The sequence below is a fragment of the Thioclava sp. F36-7 genome, assembly GCF_002020075.1.
GTDB classification, from domain to species: domain Bacteria; phylum Pseudomonadota; class Alphaproteobacteria; order Rhodobacterales; family Rhodobacteraceae; genus Thioclava; species Thioclava sediminum.
Genome location: NZ_MPZR01000008.1, coordinates 159,310 through 177,492, shown reverse-complemented (window position 1 = coordinate 177,492; position 18,183 = coordinate 159,310). Strand labels below are relative to the sequence as shown.

Annotated in this window: 22 protein-coding genes; 7 read left to right on the top strand and 15 right to left on the bottom strand. The window is 64.6% G+C overall.

What is annotated here, in order from left to right; translation table 11 throughout:
- Positions 1 to 540: 540 nt before the first annotated feature.
- Both pssA and BMI89_RS15960 read right to left on the bottom strand, forming a co-directional pair.
- Complete coding sequence (gene pssA, locus BMI89_RS15965; RefSeq protein ID WP_078571798.1) at positions 541 to 1,287, bottom strand: CDP-diacylglycerol--serine O-phosphatidyltransferase; 747 nt, start codon at positions 1,285 to 1,287, stop codon at positions 541 to 543.
- A 21-nt stretch (positions 1,288 to 1,308) separates the two neighbouring features.
- Positions 1,309 to 2,007, bottom strand: a complete 699-nt coding sequence (locus BMI89_RS15960; protein WP_078571796.1) for a phosphatidylserine decarboxylase — start codon at positions 2,005 to 2,007, stop codon at positions 1,309 to 1,311.
- 182 nt (positions 2,008 to 2,189) lie between these two features.
- Between BMI89_RS15960 and BMI89_RS15955 the strand changes: the two genes are divergently transcribed.
- Positions 2,190 to 2,447, top strand: coding sequence for a (2Fe-2S)-binding protein (locus BMI89_RS15955; RefSeq protein WP_078542761.1), 258 nt, complete (start codon positions 2,190 to 2,192; stop codon positions 2,445 to 2,447).
- A complete protein-coding gene (gene bfr, locus BMI89_RS15950) occupies positions 2,431 to 2,916 on the top strand; it encodes a bacterioferritin (RefSeq protein ID WP_078542760.1) in 486 nt (161 codons plus the stop codon). Before BMI89_RS15955 ends, bfr begins: the two co-directional genes overlap by 17 nt.
- Before the next feature lie 270 nt (positions 2,917 to 3,186).
- On the opposite strand, the gene rpsI is transcribed toward bfr, so the two are convergent.
- From rpsI to BMI89_RS15935, 3 genes are all read right to left on the bottom strand, one after another.
- Positions 3,187 to 3,687, bottom strand: a complete 501-nt coding sequence (gene rpsI / locus BMI89_RS15945) for a 30S ribosomal protein S9 (RefSeq protein ID WP_078522796.1) — start codon at positions 3,685 to 3,687, stop codon at positions 3,187 to 3,189.
- 2 nt (positions 3,688 to 3,689) lie between these two features.
- On the bottom strand, positions 3,690 to 4,151 hold the full coding sequence (gene rplM / locus BMI89_RS15940) for a 50S ribosomal protein L13 (RefSeq protein ID WP_078571795.1): 462 nt from the start codon (positions 4,149 to 4,151) through the stop codon (positions 3,690 to 3,692).
- Positions 4,152 to 4,391: 240 nt separating this feature from the next.
- Positions 4,392 to 4,820, bottom strand: a complete 429-nt coding sequence (locus BMI89_RS15935; protein ID WP_078571793.1) for a PaaI family thioesterase — start codon at positions 4,818 to 4,820, stop codon at positions 4,392 to 4,394.
- Between the two features lie 63 nt (positions 4,821 to 4,883).
- Here BMI89_RS15935 and BMI89_RS15930 point away from each other — a divergent pair, with 63 nt between their 5' ends.
- The gene (locus BMI89_RS15930) at positions 4,884 to 5,672 is read left to right on the top strand and encodes an enoyl-CoA hydratase (RefSeq protein WP_078571791.1); all 789 of its coding nucleotides are present in this window, start codon (positions 4,884 to 4,886) and stop codon (positions 5,670 to 5,672) included.
- Positions 5,673 to 5,691: 19 nt separating this feature from the next.
- Here the strand turns inward: BMI89_RS15930 and proB are convergent, their stop codons facing one another.
- The 10 genes from proB to bamE form a co-directional block, all read right to left on the bottom strand.
- Positions 5,692 to 6,810 carry a glutamate 5-kinase gene (gene proB, locus BMI89_RS15925; protein ID WP_078547392.1) on the bottom strand — a complete coding sequence of 373 codons (1,119 nt, stop codon included), beginning with the start codon at positions 6,808 to 6,810 and terminating at the stop codon, positions 5,692 to 5,694.
- Complete coding sequence (gene obgE / locus BMI89_RS15920; protein ID WP_078571789.1) at positions 6,798 to 7,826, bottom strand: GTPase ObgE; 1,029 nt, start codon at positions 7,824 to 7,826, stop codon at positions 6,798 to 6,800. The genes proB and obgE overlap by 13 nt, the downstream gene beginning before the upstream one ends.
- 96 nt (positions 7,827 to 7,922) lie before the next feature.
- Entirely contained in the window at positions 7,923 to 8,438 is a 516-nt protein-coding gene (locus tag BMI89_RS15915) for a GNAT family N-acetyltransferase (protein WP_078571788.1), read from the bottom strand.
- Between the two features lie 72 nt (positions 8,439 to 8,510).
- Complete coding sequence (locus BMI89_RS15910) at positions 8,511 to 9,047, bottom strand: GNAT family N-acetyltransferase (protein ID WP_078571786.1); 537 nt, start codon at positions 9,045 to 9,047, stop codon at positions 8,511 to 8,513.
- A gap of 209 nt (positions 9,048 to 9,256) precedes the next feature.
- Entirely contained in the window at positions 9,257 to 9,526 is a 270-nt protein-coding gene (gene rpmA / locus BMI89_RS15905) for a 50S ribosomal protein L27 (RefSeq protein ID WP_075775480.1), read from the bottom strand.
- A gap of 12 nt (positions 9,527 to 9,538) precedes the next feature.
- Positions 9,539 to 10,171 (bottom strand): 50S ribosomal protein L21, encoded by a 633-nt coding sequence (locus tag BMI89_RS15900; RefSeq protein ID WP_078522804.1) that lies wholly within the window; start codon positions 10,169 to 10,171, stop codon positions 9,539 to 9,541.
- 192 nt (positions 10,172 to 10,363) lie between these two features.
- Entirely contained in the window at positions 10,364 to 11,482 is a 1,119-nt protein-coding gene (locus BMI89_RS15895; RefSeq protein WP_078571785.1) for a CaiB/BaiF CoA-transferase family protein, read from the bottom strand.
- A gap of 154 nt (positions 11,483 to 11,636) precedes the next feature.
- Positions 11,637 to 13,466 (bottom strand): ATP-binding cassette domain-containing protein, encoded by a 1,830-nt coding sequence (locus BMI89_RS15890; protein WP_078571783.1) that lies wholly within the window; start codon positions 13,464 to 13,466, stop codon positions 11,637 to 11,639.
- Between the two features lie 141 nt (positions 13,467 to 13,607).
- Positions 13,608 to 14,324 carry a GNAT family N-acyltransferase gene (locus BMI89_RS15885; RefSeq protein ID WP_078571782.1) on the bottom strand — a complete coding sequence of 239 codons (717 nt, stop codon included), beginning with the start codon at positions 14,322 to 14,324 and terminating at the stop codon, positions 13,608 to 13,610.
- A 50-nt stretch (positions 14,325 to 14,374) separates the two neighbouring features.
- Entirely contained in the window at positions 14,375 to 14,827 is a 453-nt protein-coding gene (gene bamE / locus BMI89_RS15880) for an outer membrane protein assembly factor BamE (RefSeq protein ID WP_078522808.1), read from the bottom strand.
- A gap of 170 nt (positions 14,828 to 14,997) precedes the next feature.
- On the opposite strand from bamE, the gene BMI89_RS15875 reads away from it, so the two are divergent.
- From BMI89_RS15875 to BMI89_RS15860, 4 genes are all read left to right on the top strand, one after another.
- Positions 14,998 to 15,588 (top strand): DUF177 domain-containing protein, encoded by a 591-nt coding sequence (locus tag BMI89_RS15875; RefSeq protein ID WP_078542751.1) that lies wholly within the window; start codon positions 14,998 to 15,000, stop codon positions 15,586 to 15,588.
- 216 nt (positions 15,589 to 15,804) lie between these two features.
- Positions 15,805 to 16,011, top strand: coding sequence for a 50S ribosomal protein L32 (gene rpmF, locus BMI89_RS15870; RefSeq protein WP_078522810.1), 207 nt, complete (start codon positions 15,805 to 15,807; stop codon positions 16,009 to 16,011).
- A 78-nt stretch (positions 16,012 to 16,089) separates the two neighbouring features.
- On the top strand, positions 16,090 to 17,211 hold the full coding sequence (plsX, locus tag BMI89_RS15865) for a phosphate acyltransferase PlsX (RefSeq protein WP_078571823.1): 1,122 nt from the start codon (positions 16,090 to 16,092) through the stop codon (positions 17,209 to 17,211).
- Complete coding sequence (locus BMI89_RS15860) at positions 17,208 to 18,182, top strand: beta-ketoacyl-ACP synthase III (RefSeq protein WP_078542750.1); 975 nt, start codon at positions 17,208 to 17,210, stop codon at positions 18,180 to 18,182. Before plsX ends, BMI89_RS15860 begins: the two co-directional genes overlap by 4 nt.
- The last annotated feature ends 1 nt before the right edge of the window (position 18,183 follow it).

Below are 18,183 nucleotides of genomic sequence, written 5' to 3'. Positions count from 1 at the left end.
GATATGCTCCGGTCCGCATCGATCATCGACCAAACCGCCCGCATATCTCTTCAGATATCTATCAATGTCAAAGAGCGTGAGGCCAAAAAGAACCGGAAGCGCTTACTTTGTAGCGCAGCCCGCCCTCAAACCTCAGTAGTGTTCGTTGCCGTCCGTGTCAGCGTTGCTGGCCCTTCCGGCGCCCCGTTGCGGTGTGTGCCGCTTCGGTGAGAGGCGTTCTACGCATAGCGACCGTGGTCCGCAACAGGTTTTTTCATCTGATCGTCACTTTTTTCTCGAAGCCCTTATTTTCTTGGTCAAAAAAGCGGCGAAAAGCAAAGGGGATGGGCTTGGGGCCGATGGGCAGATACGGAATCGCCCGTTACTGCCCCAGGGTCACCCGATTCCGTTTCGCGCAAATCACCCGAAATCGCCCTGATGACAGGGTGAATCGCCCCCTTCTTTTCGGTGAATCGCCTCCCCTGCCCTCACACCTCCCTGGAATCGCAAACGCCGCCCCCGGGAGGAGCGGCGTTCGGCAGTGTTGAAGAGGGCGCGAGGTCAGGCGCGCAGAATTCTCCCGCGCGCTTTCCAGATCGCAGGGATCAGCATCACCGCGTAGATCACCGCCAGGATTACCATCAGCAGCCAGATCCGCGTGAAGACCATCCCCACCGCGATGACCGTGCCGATCAGCAGCACGCCCACCGCGCGACGCGGAATGCGCATCGCTTTGGGCGAGAAGGTCTTGATCCGCGAAATCATCAGCAGACCGACAAAGCCCAGCCAGACCGCCACGACCACCGGCACCGCGCGCGCATCACCCAGTTCAGCGAAACTGACGAACATCGGCAATAGGGCGAGCCCCGCCCCTGCGGGTGCGGGCACCCCCGTGAAGTGGCGCATCGACTCGGGCTCGGCGCGCATCACGTTGAACCGCGCAAGGCGCAGACAGGCAGCACCGGTATAGACCAGCACGAAGACCCAGCCGAAGGCGTGCGTCTCCCCCAGGGCGAAGCGGTAGAGCAGAAGACCGGGCGCCACGCCGAAGCAGAGGAAGTCTGACAGGCTGTCGAGTTCTGCCCCGAAATCCGAGGACGCGTTGAGCCGCCGCGCGAGCAACCCGTCCATCCCGTCGATCAGCGCCGCGAGTAGGATCAGCACCACCGCGCTCTCGAACCGGTCATCCATCGCGAAACGGATCGAGGTCAGCCCCAGCCCCATCCCGGCAATCGTGACGAGGTTCGGCACCAGCTGCAGAAACGGCAACCGGTCCTTTTCGTGCGGGTCGAGTTCGTGGTCTTTCATCGCGCCCTCCTCGAGCCTCTCTTACCGAATGCCGCCCGAGCGCGCTTGTTCCGTGCTTTCGAGATTGGCGATCACGGTTTCGCCGGCGACCATGTTCTGGCCGATGCAGACGAGCGGGTTCACCCCTTCGGGCAGGTAGATGTCGAGACGCGAGCCGAACCGGATCAGACCGAAGCGCTCGCCGGTCATCAGACTCTGACCTTCCTTCGACCAGCACAGGATGCGCCGGGCGACGAGGCCTGCGATCTGCACCACCCCGTATTGGCGCCCGTCGGGCAGCGTCACGGCAAGCCCGTTGCGCTCATTGTCCGAGCTCGCCTTGTCGAGCGAGGCATTGAGGAATTTCCCCGGGCGATAGGCGACCTTCGAAATCCGGCCCGCGCAGGGCAGCCGGTTCACGTGGCAGTTGAAGACCGACATGAAGACCGAGACGCGGGTCATCGGCTTGTCGCCAAGGCCCAGCTCCGCCGGCGGCACCGCCGGCTCCAGCAGCGAGACCACGCCATCGGCGGGCGAGACCATCAGCCCCTCGCGGGTGGGCGTCACCCGCGGCGGATCGCGGAAGAAGTAATAGCACCAGACGGTCAGCCCGACCCCGATCCAGCCCAGAGGCTCCCAGATCAGAAACAGGATGAAAGTGATGCCCGCGAAGATGGCGACGAATTTGCGCCCTTCGGGATGCATCGGTTTGACGAAGGTGGAGAGCATGGAGACGGACATACGGGCCTCTTGAACTGTTTGCCCGTGCTTACCGCAGTTGCGCGGCGATGGAAACGGGGCGGGGAATTGGCACCGAAGGCAACTTTATGCCCGACTCTTTCTGTCGGATTGACATTTCCGACAAAACTACTCACCTATGGGCGGACAGGAATCCCCCTCCCCCGGAAACAGGGCGCACGACCATGATCATCTGCCATTGTCAGGCTATCAGCGATCGCGACATCCATGCCGCGATCGACTGGATGCGAAAATCGGACCCGAGCACGATCATCACCCCGGGCAAGATCTATCACGCACTCGGGAAGCGGGCCGATTGCGGCGGATGCATGCCGCTCTTTCTTTCCACGATGCGCAAGAATACCAATTTGAAAGTGCCGGTCGAACTGACCGGGCTGAGACAGGCACCAATGGAAGGAAGACGACATGAAGGGCGACGCTAAGGTCATCGACTATCTCAACGCAGCTCTGCGCAGCGAATTGACGGCCGTTTCGCAATACTGGCTGCACTTCCGGATGCAGGAGGATTGGGGCCTTGCCGCGATGGCGAAGAAATCGCGCGAGGAATCCATCGAGGAGATGCATCACGCCGACAAGCTGATCGCGCGCATCCTGTTCCTCGAAGGCCATCCGAACCTGCAAAAACTCGACCCGCTGCGCATCGGCGAAGGCCCGCGCGAGACGCTCGAATGCGACCTCGCAGGAGAGCATGACGCGCTGACCCTCTATCGCGAGGCGCGCGACCATTGCGAAAGCGTGCGCGATTACGTCTCGAAGGATCTGTTCGAAGAGCTGATCGCGGATGAGGAAGGCCATGTCGATTTCCTCGAGACGCAGCTCGACCTCTACGACCGCGTGGGCGCGCAGAATTACGCCCTGCTAAACGCCGCCAAGATGGACGAGGCGGAGTAAACCCTGCCCCTCGCAGGTCGAAGATGCTCGAAGGCGCTCCGAACGGGGCGCCTTCTTCTTTTTGCGGGCAAAAGATCGGGGGCGCCGCCCCCGCTTCGGCTTCGCCGAATTCGCCCCCGGGATATTTGACGCAGTTGGAAGTCAGACCCCGCGCGGCCCTTCCAACTGCCCGAAATATCCCGGGTGAGGCGCGGCACGCGCCGGGGGCGGAGCCCCAAACGAAAAGCGGCCCCCGAATGGGAGCCGCTTTCCAAATCGTATTCGCGAAGTTTAGCGCTTCGAGAACTGGAAGCTACGACGGGCTTTCGCACGGCCGTATTTCTTACGTTCCACAACGCGCGAGTCGCGGGTCAGGAAGCCTGCGGCTTTCAGAGCCGGACGCAGCGAGGGATCGTAGAGCTGCAGCGCCTTCGAGATGCCGTGCTTGACTGCACCGGCCTGGCCCGAGAGGCCGCCGCCTGCGACGGTCGCGTAGACGTCGAACTGGCCGTCCACATTCGCCACGCCGAAGGGCTGGTTCACGATCAGCTGAAGCACGGGACGCGCGAAGTACTTGTCCATCGCCTTGCCGTTCACTTCGACCTTGCCGGTGCCCGGCTTGACCCAGACGCGGGCGACCGCGTCTTTACGCTTGCCGGTGGCATAGGAGCGGCCTTGCGCGTCACGCACGGGCTCACGGGGCGTGGAGGTTTCGGTTTCGGTGGCGCCAGCGTTGTCCGAGCCGGTCACGACCGATTTCAGATCGTCGAGGGTCTTGATATCGTCGGCCATGATCAGCTCCGGGTGTTCTTCTTGTTCATCGACTTGACGTCGAGAACTTCAGGCTGTTGCGCTTCGTGCGGATGCTCGGCACCAGCGTAGACACGCAGGTTCGCCATCTGCGCACGACCCAGACGGTTGCGCGAGATCATGCGCTCGACCGCCTTCATAACCACGCGCTCGGGATGCGCGCCCTCGAGGATCTGACGCGCGGTGCGCGACTTGATCCCACCGGGGTGGTTGGTGTGCCAGTAGTAGGTCTTGTCGTCACGCTTCTTGCCGGTCATCTGCACCTTGTCGGCGTTGATGACGATGACGTTGTCGCCCATGTCCATGTGCGGCGTGAAGGTGGCCTTGTGCTTGCCACGCAGACGCGTTGCGATGATCGACGCGAGACGGCCCAGCACGACGCCTTCAGCGTCGATGATGACCCATTTCTTCTCGATCTCCGCGGGTTTTGCGGTGTAGGTTTTCATCTGTGATCTGCCCTTGTGGGGTATTTCGAATTCTGATGCGGGCTTTTGCGCGATTCCGGACGCGTTTTCAAGTGCATCGTTTCGGAATTTTATCAGCAAAAACAACGCGGTAAAAATTAGGTATCAAAATACCCCACACCTCGACGCGATGTTGGGCCGGGTTGGGGGCTCTGCCCCCGGCGCATCCGCGCCTCCCCCGGGATATTTGCGCCAAGGCGAAGAGGCAGAGTGCGCAGCGCCCTACCCCATCGCCTGCGGCGGGATCGAATAAGTCATGCTCGCGCGCGCAACGGGCCGGTCGTCGCCCTCGGAATAGATCAGCGCATCGCCCACGGCGAGGACGCGACCCAGCTTGAGCACCCGGATCTTCGCGATCAGGTCGGCCCCTGCGGCAGGCTTACGCATGAAATCCATGCTCGCATTCGTCGTCACCGCCAGCGCCACGCGTCCGATCCGCGCGAGGATCGCGATATAGATCCCGACATCGGCCAGCGCGAACATGTTCGGCCCCGAAACCGTGCCGCCGGGCCGCAAATGGCGCTCTTCCACCTTCAGGCGCACCACGAGCTCGTCCTCATCGAGCGCCTCGATCGCGAAGTCGCCTTTCACCTGCGGAAACGCCTCGTCGAGAAATTCCGCGAGCTCGTCGCGATCCATTGCCAGCGCCATGCGCCCTCTCCTTTTCTTGTCCCTCGCTCGCCCCTAGAGTTTCGCCAAAGAGGAGGAGTTTCAATGACCGATCTGGTGATCCGCGAGGATAAGGGCGCGGTGGCGCATCTGACGATGAACAGCCCCGGCAGCCTCAACGCGCTGTCCGATGCGATGCTGGCCGCGCTCAAGGCGCGGTTTTCCGAGCTGGCCGAGGATACAAGCATCAAGGTCGTGGTGCTGCGCGGCGCGGGCAAGGCGTTTTGCGCGGGCCATGACCTAAAGGAGATGCAGCGCGGGCGCGAAGCCGAGGATCAGGGCCGCGCCTATTTCGCCGATCTCTTCTTCCGCTGCGCCGAGGTTATGCAGATGATCCCCGCCCTGCCGCAGCCGGTGATCGCCGAGGCGCATGGCATCGCGACCGCCGCCGGCTGCCAGCTGGTCGCGTCCTGCGATCTGGCCGTGGCGGCCGAAGGCACGCGGTTTGGCGTGAACGGGGTGAATATCGGGCTTTTCTGCTCGACCCCGATGGTGGCGCTCTCGCGCAATGTGCCGCGCAAGGTGGCCTTCGAGATGCTGACCACCGGCGAGTTCATCGATGCCGCCCGCGCCCGCGAGGTCGGGTTGGTCAATCGCATCGCGCCGCATGAGGAGCTTGGCGCCGAGACCGAGAAGCTCGCGCAGACCATCGCAGGCAAGCTGGGCGCCGCCGTGAAGATCGGCAAGCGCGCCTTCTATGATCAGGCCAATATGGACCTCGCGCAGGCCTATGAGCACACGGCCGCGGTGATGGTCGAGAACATGCTCTGGCGTGATACGAAGGAAGGCGTGCAGGCCTTCATCGAGAAGCGCAAGCCGGACTGGGCCGAATGAAGGGGCGGAGCAAACCCGCTCAGCCCACCACCATATCGTCGCGATGGATCAGCGCCGCGCGGCCGGGATAGCCGAGAATCTCCTCGATCTCGCCCGAGCGGTGCCCCGCGATCAGCCGCGCCTCGTCGCCGGTGTAGCGCACGAGGCCTTTGCCCAGCACCGCACGGTCCGGCCCCGCAATCGTGACAGGATCGCCGCGCCCGAAGCGCCCGACGACCTTGGTGATCCCTGCGGGCAGAAGTGACTTTCCAGAGCGGAGCGCATTGGCGGCCCCCTCATCGACGAACAACTCGCCCCGCGGCTTCATCGCCGCGATCCAGCGTTTGCGCGCCGCCTGCGGGTCGCCCTCGGGCAGGAACCAGCTGCAGCGCCCGCCCTGCTCCAGTGCGGCAACCGGATGCTCGGCGAAGCCCTCCGCGATCGCCATCGCACAGCCGCCCGCCACCGCGACCTTCGCGGCCAGCAATTTCGTCTTCATCCCACCCTTCGAGAGGCCGGAGACGGGATCGCCCGCCATCGCCTCGATCTCGGGGGTGATGTGTTCGATCACCGGCAGATGCTCGGCGCTCGGGTCGGTCTTGGGGTTCGCGGTATAGAGCCCGTCGACATCGGACAGCAGCAGCAGCTGATCCGCCCCGATCGTCACAGCGATCTGGGCGGCGAGCCGGTCGTTGTCGCCGAAGCGGATCTCGTCGGTCGCGACCGTGTCGTTCTCGTTCACGATGGGCACGACGCCGAGGCTCAGCAGCGTTTCCAGCGTCGCGCGCGAATTGAGGTAGCGGCGACGATCTGCAGTATCTTCCAGCGTCACCAGAACCTGCGCGGTGCTCACGTCATGCGGCCCCAGAACTTCCTCATAGGCCCGCGCGAGGCGGATCTGACCCACAGCCGCCGCGGCCTGGCTCTGCTCCAGCGGCAGCGTTTCGCCCGCGAGACCGAGCACCCGTCGCCCCAAGGCGATCGAGCCGGAGGAGACGATCACGACGCCCGTGCCGCGGGCGCGCAAAGCCGCCACATCGGCGGCCAGCGAGCGCAGCCAATCCGCACGCAATCCGCTCTGATCGACAAGCAGCGCCGATCCGATCTTGATCACCAGACGCTTCGCCTGCGCCAGAGCGGGCGCGCTCACGGTTGCCATGCTCCGCCCTCGTCCTCCGGCTTCGGCTTGTCCTTGGCGATCTCCGCCCAAAGCGCGCGCAGCACATCCGGCACGCCCTTCTTCGACACGCCCGACATCAGCATCACGCGCCCGCCCGACGCCTCTTCCAACTCCGCCTTGCGCTCGGCCAACGTCTCTTCGTCGATCGCGTCGATCTTGTTGAGCACGGTGACGCGCGGCTTCTCGGCGAGGATTGCCGAATAGGCCTCCAACTCGCCGATGATCGTGCGCCAATCCTCGACCGGATCTTCCGCCGTGCCATCCACCAGATGCAGCAGCACCGAGCAGCGCTCGACATGACCGAGGAACTGATCGCCCAGACCCCGCCCCTCAGAGGCGCCCTCGATCAGCCCCGGAATATCGGCCACGACGAATTCGCGCCCGTCGATACCGACAACGCCCAGATTGGGCACCAGCGTCGTGAAGGGATAATCCGCAATCTTCGGCCGCGCGTTCGAGGTCGCAGCCAGGAAAGTCGACTTGCCCGCGTTGGGCAGACCCAGAAGCCCCGCATCCGCGATCAGCTTCAGCCGCAGCCAGATCGTGCGCTCGACACCTTCCTGACCGGGATTCGCGCGTTGCGGCGCACGGTTGGTCGAGGATTTGAAATGCAGGTTGCCCCAGCCGCCATTGCCGCCCTTGGCGAGAAGCACGCGCTGACCCACCTCGGTCATGTCGGCGATCAGCGTCTCCTGATCCTCGTCGAGGATTTCGGTGCCGACGGGCACTTTCAGCACGACGTCATCGCCGTCCTTGCCGGTGCATTGGCTGCCCATGCCGTGCTGGCCGGTTTTTGCGAAGAAATGCTGCTGGTAGCGGAAATCGATGAGCGTGTTGAGCCCTTCGACCGCCTCGATCCAGACCGAGCCGCCCTTGCCGCCGTCGCCGCCATCGGGGCCGCCGAATTCGATATATTTCTCGCGCCGGAACGAGACGCAGCCCGCGCCGCCGCCGCCCGAGCGGATATAGACCTTGGCGAGATCGAGGAATTTCATGGTCAGGCCCCTTTCATCAAGGCGCCGGGATAGCTGCCCGCGCGCGCAGGATCAAGCGCCGCGTGGGGGCGCGGCCCCCACACCCCCGGGATATTTTCACCAAGAGGAAGGGGAATGCGCGTCGCGAGGCGGGGTCTCGCAGATCATGTCGAAATGCCGGAGCTTGCGTCCCAGCGCCCGGTTCTCCTGAAGCGACTCGCCTGTGGTGCGAAATCCAAGCTTCTCGAGAACCCTGCGCGAGCGGTGATTGCCCTCGAAATAGCCCGCCGCGAGCGGCCGCGCGTCCGGGGCGTCGAAATGCCCAGCAATGACGGCACGGCCTGCCTCAGTGGTATAGCCATTGCCCCAATGATCCCGGGCCAACCAATAGCCGAATGCGCCGACCTTTCCGATCACTCCACAAAAATCGCCTTGTCGCGTGATTCCCCAGACTCGCCCGAAATTCTCGCGATTGGCGGCGACGAATGCCTCGGCATCGGTTCTGGTGTAGGGATACGGCATCCTCGCGAGCCAGCGCGCGACCTCGAAATCATCCGCGGCACGCGTGATCGCATCGACATCTTCCGAAGTCAGGGGACGCAAGACAAGGCGCGGCGTGTCGATCCGGTGCATCTTCCTCTTGGCCCAAATATCCCGGAAGGGTTCGGGAGGGCAGCGCCCTCCCGTCCACGCTCTCGGCCTGCGTTACATCTTGCGCAGATAGGTCCAAGTCGGAACATGGCGACCGCGCGCGAGCGACCAGCTTTCTGCATCGCCCAGATACTCGAAGCCGCAATTGGTCAGGACACGGGCCGAGCCCGGATTGTCCTGAAACACCTCGGCGAAGAGAGTGCGGGACTTGTGCGGGTTCGCCTCGATGATGGCGGCGACCGCTTCGGAGGCGAGGCCCGTATTCCAGAACCCCGGTCCAACCCAATAGCCGATCTCGGACTGGTCGTCGTCGAGACGGGTCAGCGAGACGACACCCAGAAGCTCGCCCATGCCATGACGCGAGCCATCGATCGCCCAGACGTCTTCGACGCGGTCTTCGGCCTGTGCGCGCGTTATGAAATTCTCGGCCGTGCCCGGTGGCAGCGGATGCGGGATCGCGCGAGTGCCTTCGGCGACACGTTTATCGCCGGAATACATCTCGATCAGACCGGCATCCGAACGCCGCAGCGGGCGCAGCACGAAGCGCTCCGTTTCGATCACGGGTTGGGTGGAAATCGTCTCCTGGTACATGGGCGCTCCTCCTCGAAACGCGGACGAACCGGCGGCTCCTCCTGCCGTGCGGTCCTAGTAAATAAATAGGACAGTAGGATGACGATACATCCCCCGACCCGGTAAATTTTCTCGCCGCGATTGCAAACATTTGCGTGCTGCACCGCAACGAGAAAGGGGACCGGCCTTTCAGCCGATCCCCCGATTTTGTGACACGTTCGTCGGTCGGGTTACTCGGCGGCCTCCGCAGCCGGGAGGACCGATACGAAGGTGCGGCCCTTGAGGCCTTTATGGAAGGTGACGCGGCCTTCAGCCGTTGCAAAGATGGTGTGATCCTTGCCGAGGCCGACGCCTTCACCCGGCCACCACTTGGTGCCGCGCTGACGCACGATGATGTTGCCCGGGATCGCAGCCTGACCGCCGAACAGTTTCACGCCAAGACGACGACCCGCAGAGTCGCGGCCGTTACGGGATGAACCGCCTGCTTTCTTGTGTGCCATGGGTGTCTCTCCTTATTTCGCGAGCTCTTTGGCCTGCTCGACCCAGTCGGGCTTGACCTTGGTAGCTTCAAAGGTTTCGGGATCGACCGAAGCGAGCTGAGCGTAGGTGGTGATGCCAGCTTCGTTCAGCTTCTTCTCGGCCGCCGGGCCGAGACCGGTGATGACCTTCAGATCGTCCGCTTCCGCGACGGCGGCATCAGCCTTCGGCGCGGCTTTCGGAGCAGCAGCGGCCTTGGCGGGCTTGGCCGGAGCGGCTTCGCCTTTGCCACCATGCGCTGCACGACGTGCGATCGCGGTGCCCACGGCTTCCTTCACGCCCGACTTGTCGCCGCCGGTGGCGAGGACGTCGGTGACGCGCAGCAGGGTCAGCTGCTGACGGTGACCACGGGTGCGCTGCGACGAGTGCTTACGACGACGCTTGTGGTAGGTGATGACCTTGTCGGCCTTGATGTTGTCGATGACTTCCGCCTGCACGGCCGCACCTTCGACGAGCGGGGTGCCGAACTGGGGCTTGTCGCCGCCGACCATCAGAATCTCGTTGAACTGGACTTTATCGCCAGCTTCGGCTGCGAGCAGTTCCACGCGGAGCAGATCGCCCGCCTGAACCTTGTATTGCTTGCCGCCGGTCTTGAGGACCGCAAACATGGGTCTTTCCTTTTCTTCATCCGCGCCCTGTGGCCCCTGATCGGAGTTCGTTGGACCTGTCGGCCCGCCGTCGGACTGCGCGCTCCTCATGGGAGCGAAGTTGCAAAAACGAGGCCCGGCGGAAAGAAGACTCTCCGCCGGGTCGGGCCGATATCGGGGATCAGCCCCCATCTGTCAAGGAAAAACGAGGTTTTATCCGCAATCGCTCCAGCGGGCGAGCGCCTCCGCCGCAGAGATCCGCCGCCCCTGCGCGCCCGCCTGCCCCCGCCTGCCCGAGAGCCGCGGCGCGGGCGCGGGCTGGGCGATGCCGTCGAGGCCGACATAAGCGCCGCGTTCGGCGTTCTGCGGATGCGCGATGGCCTCAGCGATCGACAGCACCGGCGTCGCGCAGGCATCGCTGTCCGCAAAGATACCGGCCCAGTCATCCCGGCTACGAGTCGCGAAGCGCTCGGCGAAAGCATCCCGCAACACCGGCCAATTCGCACGGGCTTCACGCTCAGGCAAGTCCTGGGGCGCGAATCCCAACCCCGCGATCAGTGCCGCGTAGAATTGTGGCTCGAGTGCCCCCACCGCCATATGCCCACCGCAGGCGCATTCGTAGACCGTGTAGAACGGCGCGGCCCCGTCGAGCAGATTCGCCTGCCGCCGATCCGCCCACGCCCCCTGCCCGGCCATCCCGGTGATCATTGCCATCAGATGCGCCACCCCGTCGGTGATCGCGCAATCGACGACCTGCCCCCGCCCGGTCTCTCGCGCGCGCCACAGCGCCGCCAGCATCCCGAAGGCCAGATAAATTCCGCCACCGCCGAAATCGCCCAGAAGGTTGAGCGGGATCGCAGGTGCCTCTCCGCCCATCGCGTGCAGCGCCCCGGTCAGAGACAGGTAATTGATGTCATGCCCGGCTGTTTGCGCAAGCGGCCCCTCCTGCCCCCAACCGGTCATCCTTCCATAGACCAGCGCCGGATGATCGGGGAAATCGTCAGGCCCCAGCCCAAGCCGCTCCATCACGCCCGGGCGCATGCCTTCGATCACCCCATCGGCGCGCGCGATCAGCGTGCGCACCGCCTCGCGCCCGGCGTCGGATTTGAGATCCAGCTCCACCACGTCGCGGCCCCGGTCGAGCACGTCGACCTCCAGCCCCAGCACATGATTCTCGGCCCCGCCCGAGCCGGGCCGCGCGATGCGGATCACCTCGGCCCCGAAATCGGCCAGACACATCGCCGCAAACGGCGTCGGCCCCAGCCCGGAAATCTCGACAATGCGCAGCCCGCTGAGCGGTCCCGTCCCCTTGGCCCCCGTTCGCTTGGTCATGCGCCCCTCCTTATCACCCCGTCAGAGGGGCTCTGCCCCGCTGGCTCCGCCAGCCCCCGGGGTATTTCTGCCAATCCGAAAGAGAATGCCCTCCCCTTCGGCTTGGATCAAATATCCCCGCCGGAGGCATCCGACCGCGCCGCGTGCGAAGGGTCTAGGCCTCTTGCGCCTTCTCTTCGAGCTCGAGCCATTCGACCTCGGCCGCGTCGAGCGCCGACTGGCGGTCGCTCAGCATCTCGGTCGCCTTGGCGAATTTCACAGGCTCGCGGGTGAAGAGATCGGGATCGGCGAGCAATTCGTTGATCTTCGAGATCTCATGTTCGAGCTTCTCGATCACGCTTGGCAGCTCCTCCAGCCGATGTTTCTCGGTAAAGCTGAGGCCGGATTTTTTCGGCGCAGCTTTTTGGGGCGCGGCGGGTTTCGCCTCTGCCTTGGGGGCGTCCTTCTTCGGTGCGGGTTTGGTCTCCGGTGCGGCCTCGGCCTTCTGCGCCTGATAATCCGACCAGCCGCCCGCATAGACGATGGCCCGCCCGTCGCCTTCCATCGCGATGGTCGTGCTGACGACCCGGTCGATGAAATCGCGGTCGTGACTGACCAGCAGCACCGTGCCGTCATATTCGCCCAGCAGGTCCTGCAGCAGATCGAGCGTCTCCACGTCGAGATCGTTGGTCGGTTCGTCGAGAATCAGCAGGTTCGACGGCTTCGCCATGATCCGCGCCAGCAAAAGCCGCGCGCGCTCGCCACCCGAAAGCGACCGGATCGGGCCGCGCGCCTGCTGCTCGTCGAAGAGGAAATCCTTCAGGTAGCCCACGACATGTTTCGGGGTGCCGCGCACCATCACTTGATCGGAGCGCCCCTTCACCGCCATGTCCGGGTCGTTGACCAGCCCGTCCCACAGCGTCTGCTCTGGATTGAGCGTCGCGCGCGCCTGATCGAACACGGCGATCTCGAGATTCGTACCCAGCTTCACAGCGCCCTCATCGGGTGCGACCTCGCCGGTCAGCATTTTCAGAAGCGTCGTCTTGCCGACACCGTTGGGACCGACGAAGGCCACGCGGTCCCCGCGCAGCACGCGCAGGTCGAAATCCTTCACGATCTGCTTGTCGCCATAGCGCTTCGACAGCCCCGTGGCCTCGATCACGCGCTTACCCGACTGCTGCCCCGAGTCGAGCTCCATCGCAGCGACGCCCTGCCGCTTGATCTGACCCGCGCGCTCGGCGCGCAGCGCCTGCAGAGCGCGCACCCGGCCCTGATTGCGCTTGCGCCGGGCCGAGATACCCTCGACCGCCCAACGCGCCTCGGCCTTGATCTTGCGATTGAGCTTGTGACGGGCGTCGTCTTCCTCCGCCCAAGCCTTTTCGCGCCATTCCTCGAAGGTCTCGAAGCCCTCTTCATTGCGCCGCACCTCGCCCCGGTCGATCCAGAGCGTGGCCCGGGTCAGCGCGCGCAGGAAGGCGCGGTCGTGCGAGATCAGCACGAAAGCCTTGCGGGTCTCCTTCAGCTGGTTTTCCAGCCAGGCAATCGCCTCGATATCGAGATGGTTCGTCGGCTCGTCGAGCAGCATCAGCTCCGGCCCCTCGGCCAGAAGCTTCGCCAGCGCCGCGCGGCGTCGTTCGCCGCCCGAGGCGGTCTCGACCGGGGTCTCGGGTTTGAACTTCAGCCCCTCTGCGACCATCTCGACCTTATAGGCCTCGGCCGGGTCCAGTTCGGAGGCGGCAAAATCGCCCAAAGTCGCGAAGCCCGACAGATCGGGCTCCTGCTCCATATAGCCCACGGAAATGCCCGGCGGCACGACTCGCGTCCCCGAATCCGGCTCTATCAGCCCGGCCATCACCTTCATCAAGGTGGATTTTCCCGAGCCGTTTCGGCCCACCAGCGCGACTCGGTCGCCTTGCTGGACGGTGAGGGATAGACCTTCGAAAACGGGATTTCCGCCGAAGGTGAGCGATATGTCGGAAAGCTGTAAAAGCGGTGCACGTGCCATGCTCGCGAGCTAAGCGGGCCTTGGCGAAAGGTCAATGGGCCATGCACGACGCAGCCCTCATGGGCGCCCGCGCCCCCTTCCCCTTGGAACAAATATCCCCGCCGGAGGCATCCGCACTCTCAGCGCACCGCGCCGCCGGTCTTAACGTGCCAGCGCCCGCAAGCTGCGCCGCCGCGCCTCGGGGATCGCGGCGATCTCCAGCGCGGTGAAGACGTGACAGGTGTCGAGGTCGCGATCGATCACCGCATGATCCGACACCCAACCGCCCATGCCGAGATAGGAGCGCAGCAGCGGCGGCAGTGCACTGATATCGCCAGCCTCTCCCGCCAGCGCAGCGGAATAATCCACGCGTTCGGGGGCTCTGGGACGGGGGCGCAAGGTAGCGGGCCCCAAAGCGCGGGATGCGAGATGGGCGAGCCCTGCGCGATGCGCCCGCCAGTCGCTGCCCGTGAAAGAGGAGCAGCCGATCAGCAACCCGGCCCCGCTTTCCTCGGCAATCCGCGTGATCGCAGCCCAGCCCAGACGCAGCACGTCCGGGTCGCGCAGCGCCGGACGGGTGCAGAAGCGGCCCAGTTCGAGGATCGGCCCGGCCCATTGGGCCAGCGGCGCGAGATCGTAGAACTGTGCGCAATAGCCCTCAGACAGCGCGGCCCCACCCTCCAGCAGCAAAAGCCGCGCGGCAGCGGCGGGTCCGTGATCGTCGCAAATCAGGATGTGACGGCAAAGCGGGTCGAAGCGGTCTGCATCGGAAGCCCCTGCCCGGAACGCATCGGCGCGCAGGCGCAGCGCCGCCTCGCGGTCATCCGGACTTTGTGCCTCGCGGACCTGATAGGCACCTTTTGCGAAACTCAGGGACATGCGACCTCGCGGGTCATGGCGGCAGCCGGCTATCGGCCGCCCCGCCGCGATCAGTTGTCGCCGAGAACCTGACCTGCATTGATACGACCGATCGAGCCCATCAGCTGACGCAGGAAGCCGATGCCCTTGACCTTGCTCTCGGTCACGCGGCGCGACAGCGTCACGACCTGACCTTTTTCAAGCCCGAAGCGTTCGACATTGGTGACGACGCCATTGTCGTTGAACGACACGGCGACGACTTCCCGGCTGATTTCCTCAGGGGCGTGCCAGGTCACGGTTTTCCAGCGCGAACCGACGTAATACCAGCCCGAGCCTTCCAGAAGCCCGGTCGAACTGGGACGCCCGATCGCGGCGGCGACATCATCACGCGTGCTCTTGCCGACCTCGATCTGAGCGAGGTCTTGGTCAATCGGCACATAGCCGTGGTTACGGTAAATCGGAGAGCAGGCGCCCGCGAAAAGCACCACGCCGAACGCGATAAACAGCATGGCCTTGCGCATCATAGAACCGATCCCCACCTGCAACCCCCTATTGCCTCTGACACTTCGGGCTTTTAGTGACGCTTACATCATGACTGCGCCGCCCTCAAGCGCTAGAGCGCGCCGATTGGGCACTCGGGCGCATGCAAAGGGTCGCAGGACAACACCGAGCGACCCAAAACAAGGAGCCGGACATGACACAGACCCCCGTCGATCCCGACCTGCCCGCCGCCCCCGAGACGATCTGGAGCGAGCCCATGCGGCTGGCCGATTTGCCCAGCCGCAAACCCACGCGCTTCGACATCGAAGCCAAGGGAGAGCGGCTCAAGGCGATCGCAGACTGGGCAGATATTCGCGGCGTCGAGGCGCTGCGCCTCAAGGGCGAGCTTGCGCCGAAGGGCCGCTCGGACTGGGAATTGCGTGCGACCCTCGAGGCCCGCGTGGTTCAGGATTGTGTGATCACTCTCGCCCCGGTCACGACCGATATTCGCGAAGAGGTGGTGCGGCGTTATCTCGCCGATATGGAAATGCCGACCTCCGAAGAGGTCGAGATGCCCGAGGATGACACCGCCGAACCGCTGCCCACGACGGTAAATCTCGGCGTGGTCGCGCTCGAGGCGATGGAGCTGGCCCTGCCTCTTTACCCGCGTGCAGCAGACGCGGAGCTGGAAGGCGCGCAGGTGACCGAGCCGGGCGCCGAACCGCTCAGCGACGAGCAGATGAAGCCTTTTGCCAATCTGCGCGACTTGCTTGCCAAGGGCGAAAACGGTAAGGGCGACGCATAGTGGCAGACGCGGTTTCGCACCGCCCGAAACCGCTTGAAAAAAGGCCGGAAAAAAGGCTTGCACGGAAAAAGAATCCGAGTATGTTCCCGGCCTCATTCGACGTTTGGCTTCGCACCCCGAGAGACGCTTTCGGCCAAGTGACGAAACCACAAGGAAAATCAGGGCTGTAACGCCGCAAACACGGGCTACTGGCCCCCGAAACCCCGAGGTTGAGACATGGCTGTCCCTCAGAATAAAGTCACGCGTTCGCGCCGTAACATGCGCCGCGCCCACGACTCGCTTACCGCTGGCAACCCGGCGGAATGCCCCAGCTGCGGCGAACTCAAGCGCCCGCACCACGTCTGCCCGTCCTGCGGTCACTACGCCGACCGTGAGGTCGTCGCTCTGACCGAAGAGGTCGATCTGGACGACGACGCGGCGTAAGCCCGTCGACCCGCGCCGCACGTCATGCAAGATACGCAGGACCAGCCGCAGACGGGATCGCAGATGAAGGCCGCAGAAATGCGAGCCGCCCAGAAGGGCAAAGCGCCGGCGAATGCCGGCGCTGTCGTTCTGTCCGTCGACGCGATGGGTGGTGATCTTGGCCCCGAGGCCACGATTGCCGGCGTCGCGAAGGCGCATCGCGCTCACCCCGATCTGCATTTCATCATCCACGGCCCGCGCGCGCAGCTCGAACCGCTGATCGCCAAGCACGATCTTGGCGACTGTGTCGATCTGCGCCACGCCGAACGAACCGTCACGATGGAGGACAAGCCCGCGCAGGTGCTGCGCAACGGGCAGGACACCTCAATGTGGTCGGCCATCGAATCGGTGCGCGACAAGGAGGCCGATGTCGCGGTCTCCTGCGGGAATACCGGGGCGCTGATGCTGATCTCGATGATGCGGCTGCGCAAAATGCCGGGCGTGAACCGTCCGGCCATCGCCTCCTTCTGGCCCTCCCGGGGGCCTGCGGGCTGGAACGTCATGCTCGACATGGGCGCCGACGTGAAAGCCGATGCGGAGGATCTTCTGACCTACGCCCTGATGGGCACCTCCTACGCGCGCAACGCGCTGGGGCTGGAGCGTCCGCGCATCGGTCTGCTGAATATCGGCACCGAAGAGCACAAAGGCCGCCCCGAACTCAAAGAAGCCTATGAGTTGATCAGCAACGCCCAAGAGGCGGGGCAGTTCGACTTCGCGGGATTCGTCGAGGGTAACGAGCTGGCCGGCGCACGCGCCGACGTAATCGTGACCGACGGCTTCACCGGCAATGTCGCGCTGAAGACCGGCGAGGGCACCGCGAAATTCGTGGCCGAACTCCTGCGCGAGGCGCTGACCTCTTCGGTGATGTCGAAGCTGGGCGCCCTCTTCGCGATGGGCGCGCTCAAGCGCCTGCGGCACAAGACCGATCCGCGCCGCGCCAATGGCGGCGTCTTCCTCGGCCTCAACGGCACGGTCGTGAAATCGCACGGCTCGGCGGATGCCACCAGCTTCGCCGCCGCGATCGAACTGGCCGCCCGTCTGGCACGCTCGGGCTTCGGCGCGAAGCTGGCCGCACGGGTTGCCACCACCCTTCCCGCGGGGCAGGATGAGACCAAATCCGGCGAGCCATCTGCCGCCGAGAAAAGCGAGAGCAGCCAATGACGATCAGATCCGTGGTGCGCGGCGTAGGCCATTACCTGCCCGAGCGCGTTGTCGAGAACGCCGAGTTCGAGAAAACGCTCGATACCACGGATGAATGGATTCGCGGCCGTACCGGGATCGAGCGTCGCCACATCGCCGCCGAAGGGGAATACACCTCCGATCTCGCGATCAAGGCCGCGAAAGCCGCGCTCGAAGACGCGAATATGAGCGTCGACCAGATCGATGCGATCGTCGTCGCGACCTCCACGCCCGACAGCACCTTCCCCTCCGTCGCCACGATGGTTCAGGCGGGCTTGGGCTCGACCACGGGCTTTGCCTATGACGTGCAGGCCGTCTGCGCAGGTTTCATCTTCGCGCTGACAAATGCGAACGGGCTAATCCTTTCCGGGCAGGCCGAGCGCGTGCTGGTCATCGGCGCCGAGACCTTCTCGCGGATCATGGACTGGACCGACCGGGGCACCTGCGTGCTCTTCGGCGACGGCGCAGGCGCGCTGGTCCTCGAGGCCGCCGAGGGCACCGGCACTGCCAACGATCGCGGCATCCTGTCGTCCGATCTGCATTCCGACGGGCGCTACAAGGATCTGCTCTATGTCGACGGTGGCGTTTCCACCACCGGCACGGCGGGCCATCTACGCATGCAGGGCAACGCGGTCTTCAAACATGCCGTCACCAAACTGGCCGAGACCGCGCACAAGGCGCTCGATAAGGCCGGGCTGACCGGCGAGAACGTCGACTGGATCGTGCCGCATCAGGCCAACCTGCGCATCATCTCGGCCACGGCCGAGCGGATGCAGCTGCCGATGGACCGCGTGATCGTCACGGTTCAGGACCACGGCAACACCTCCGCGGCCTCGATCCCGCTGGCCCTCTCGGTCGGCAAGCAACGCGGCCAGATCAAGGAAGGCCAGGTGCTGGTCACCGAGGCGATCGGCGGCGGTCTGGCATGGGGCTCGGTGGTCCTGCGCTGGTAAG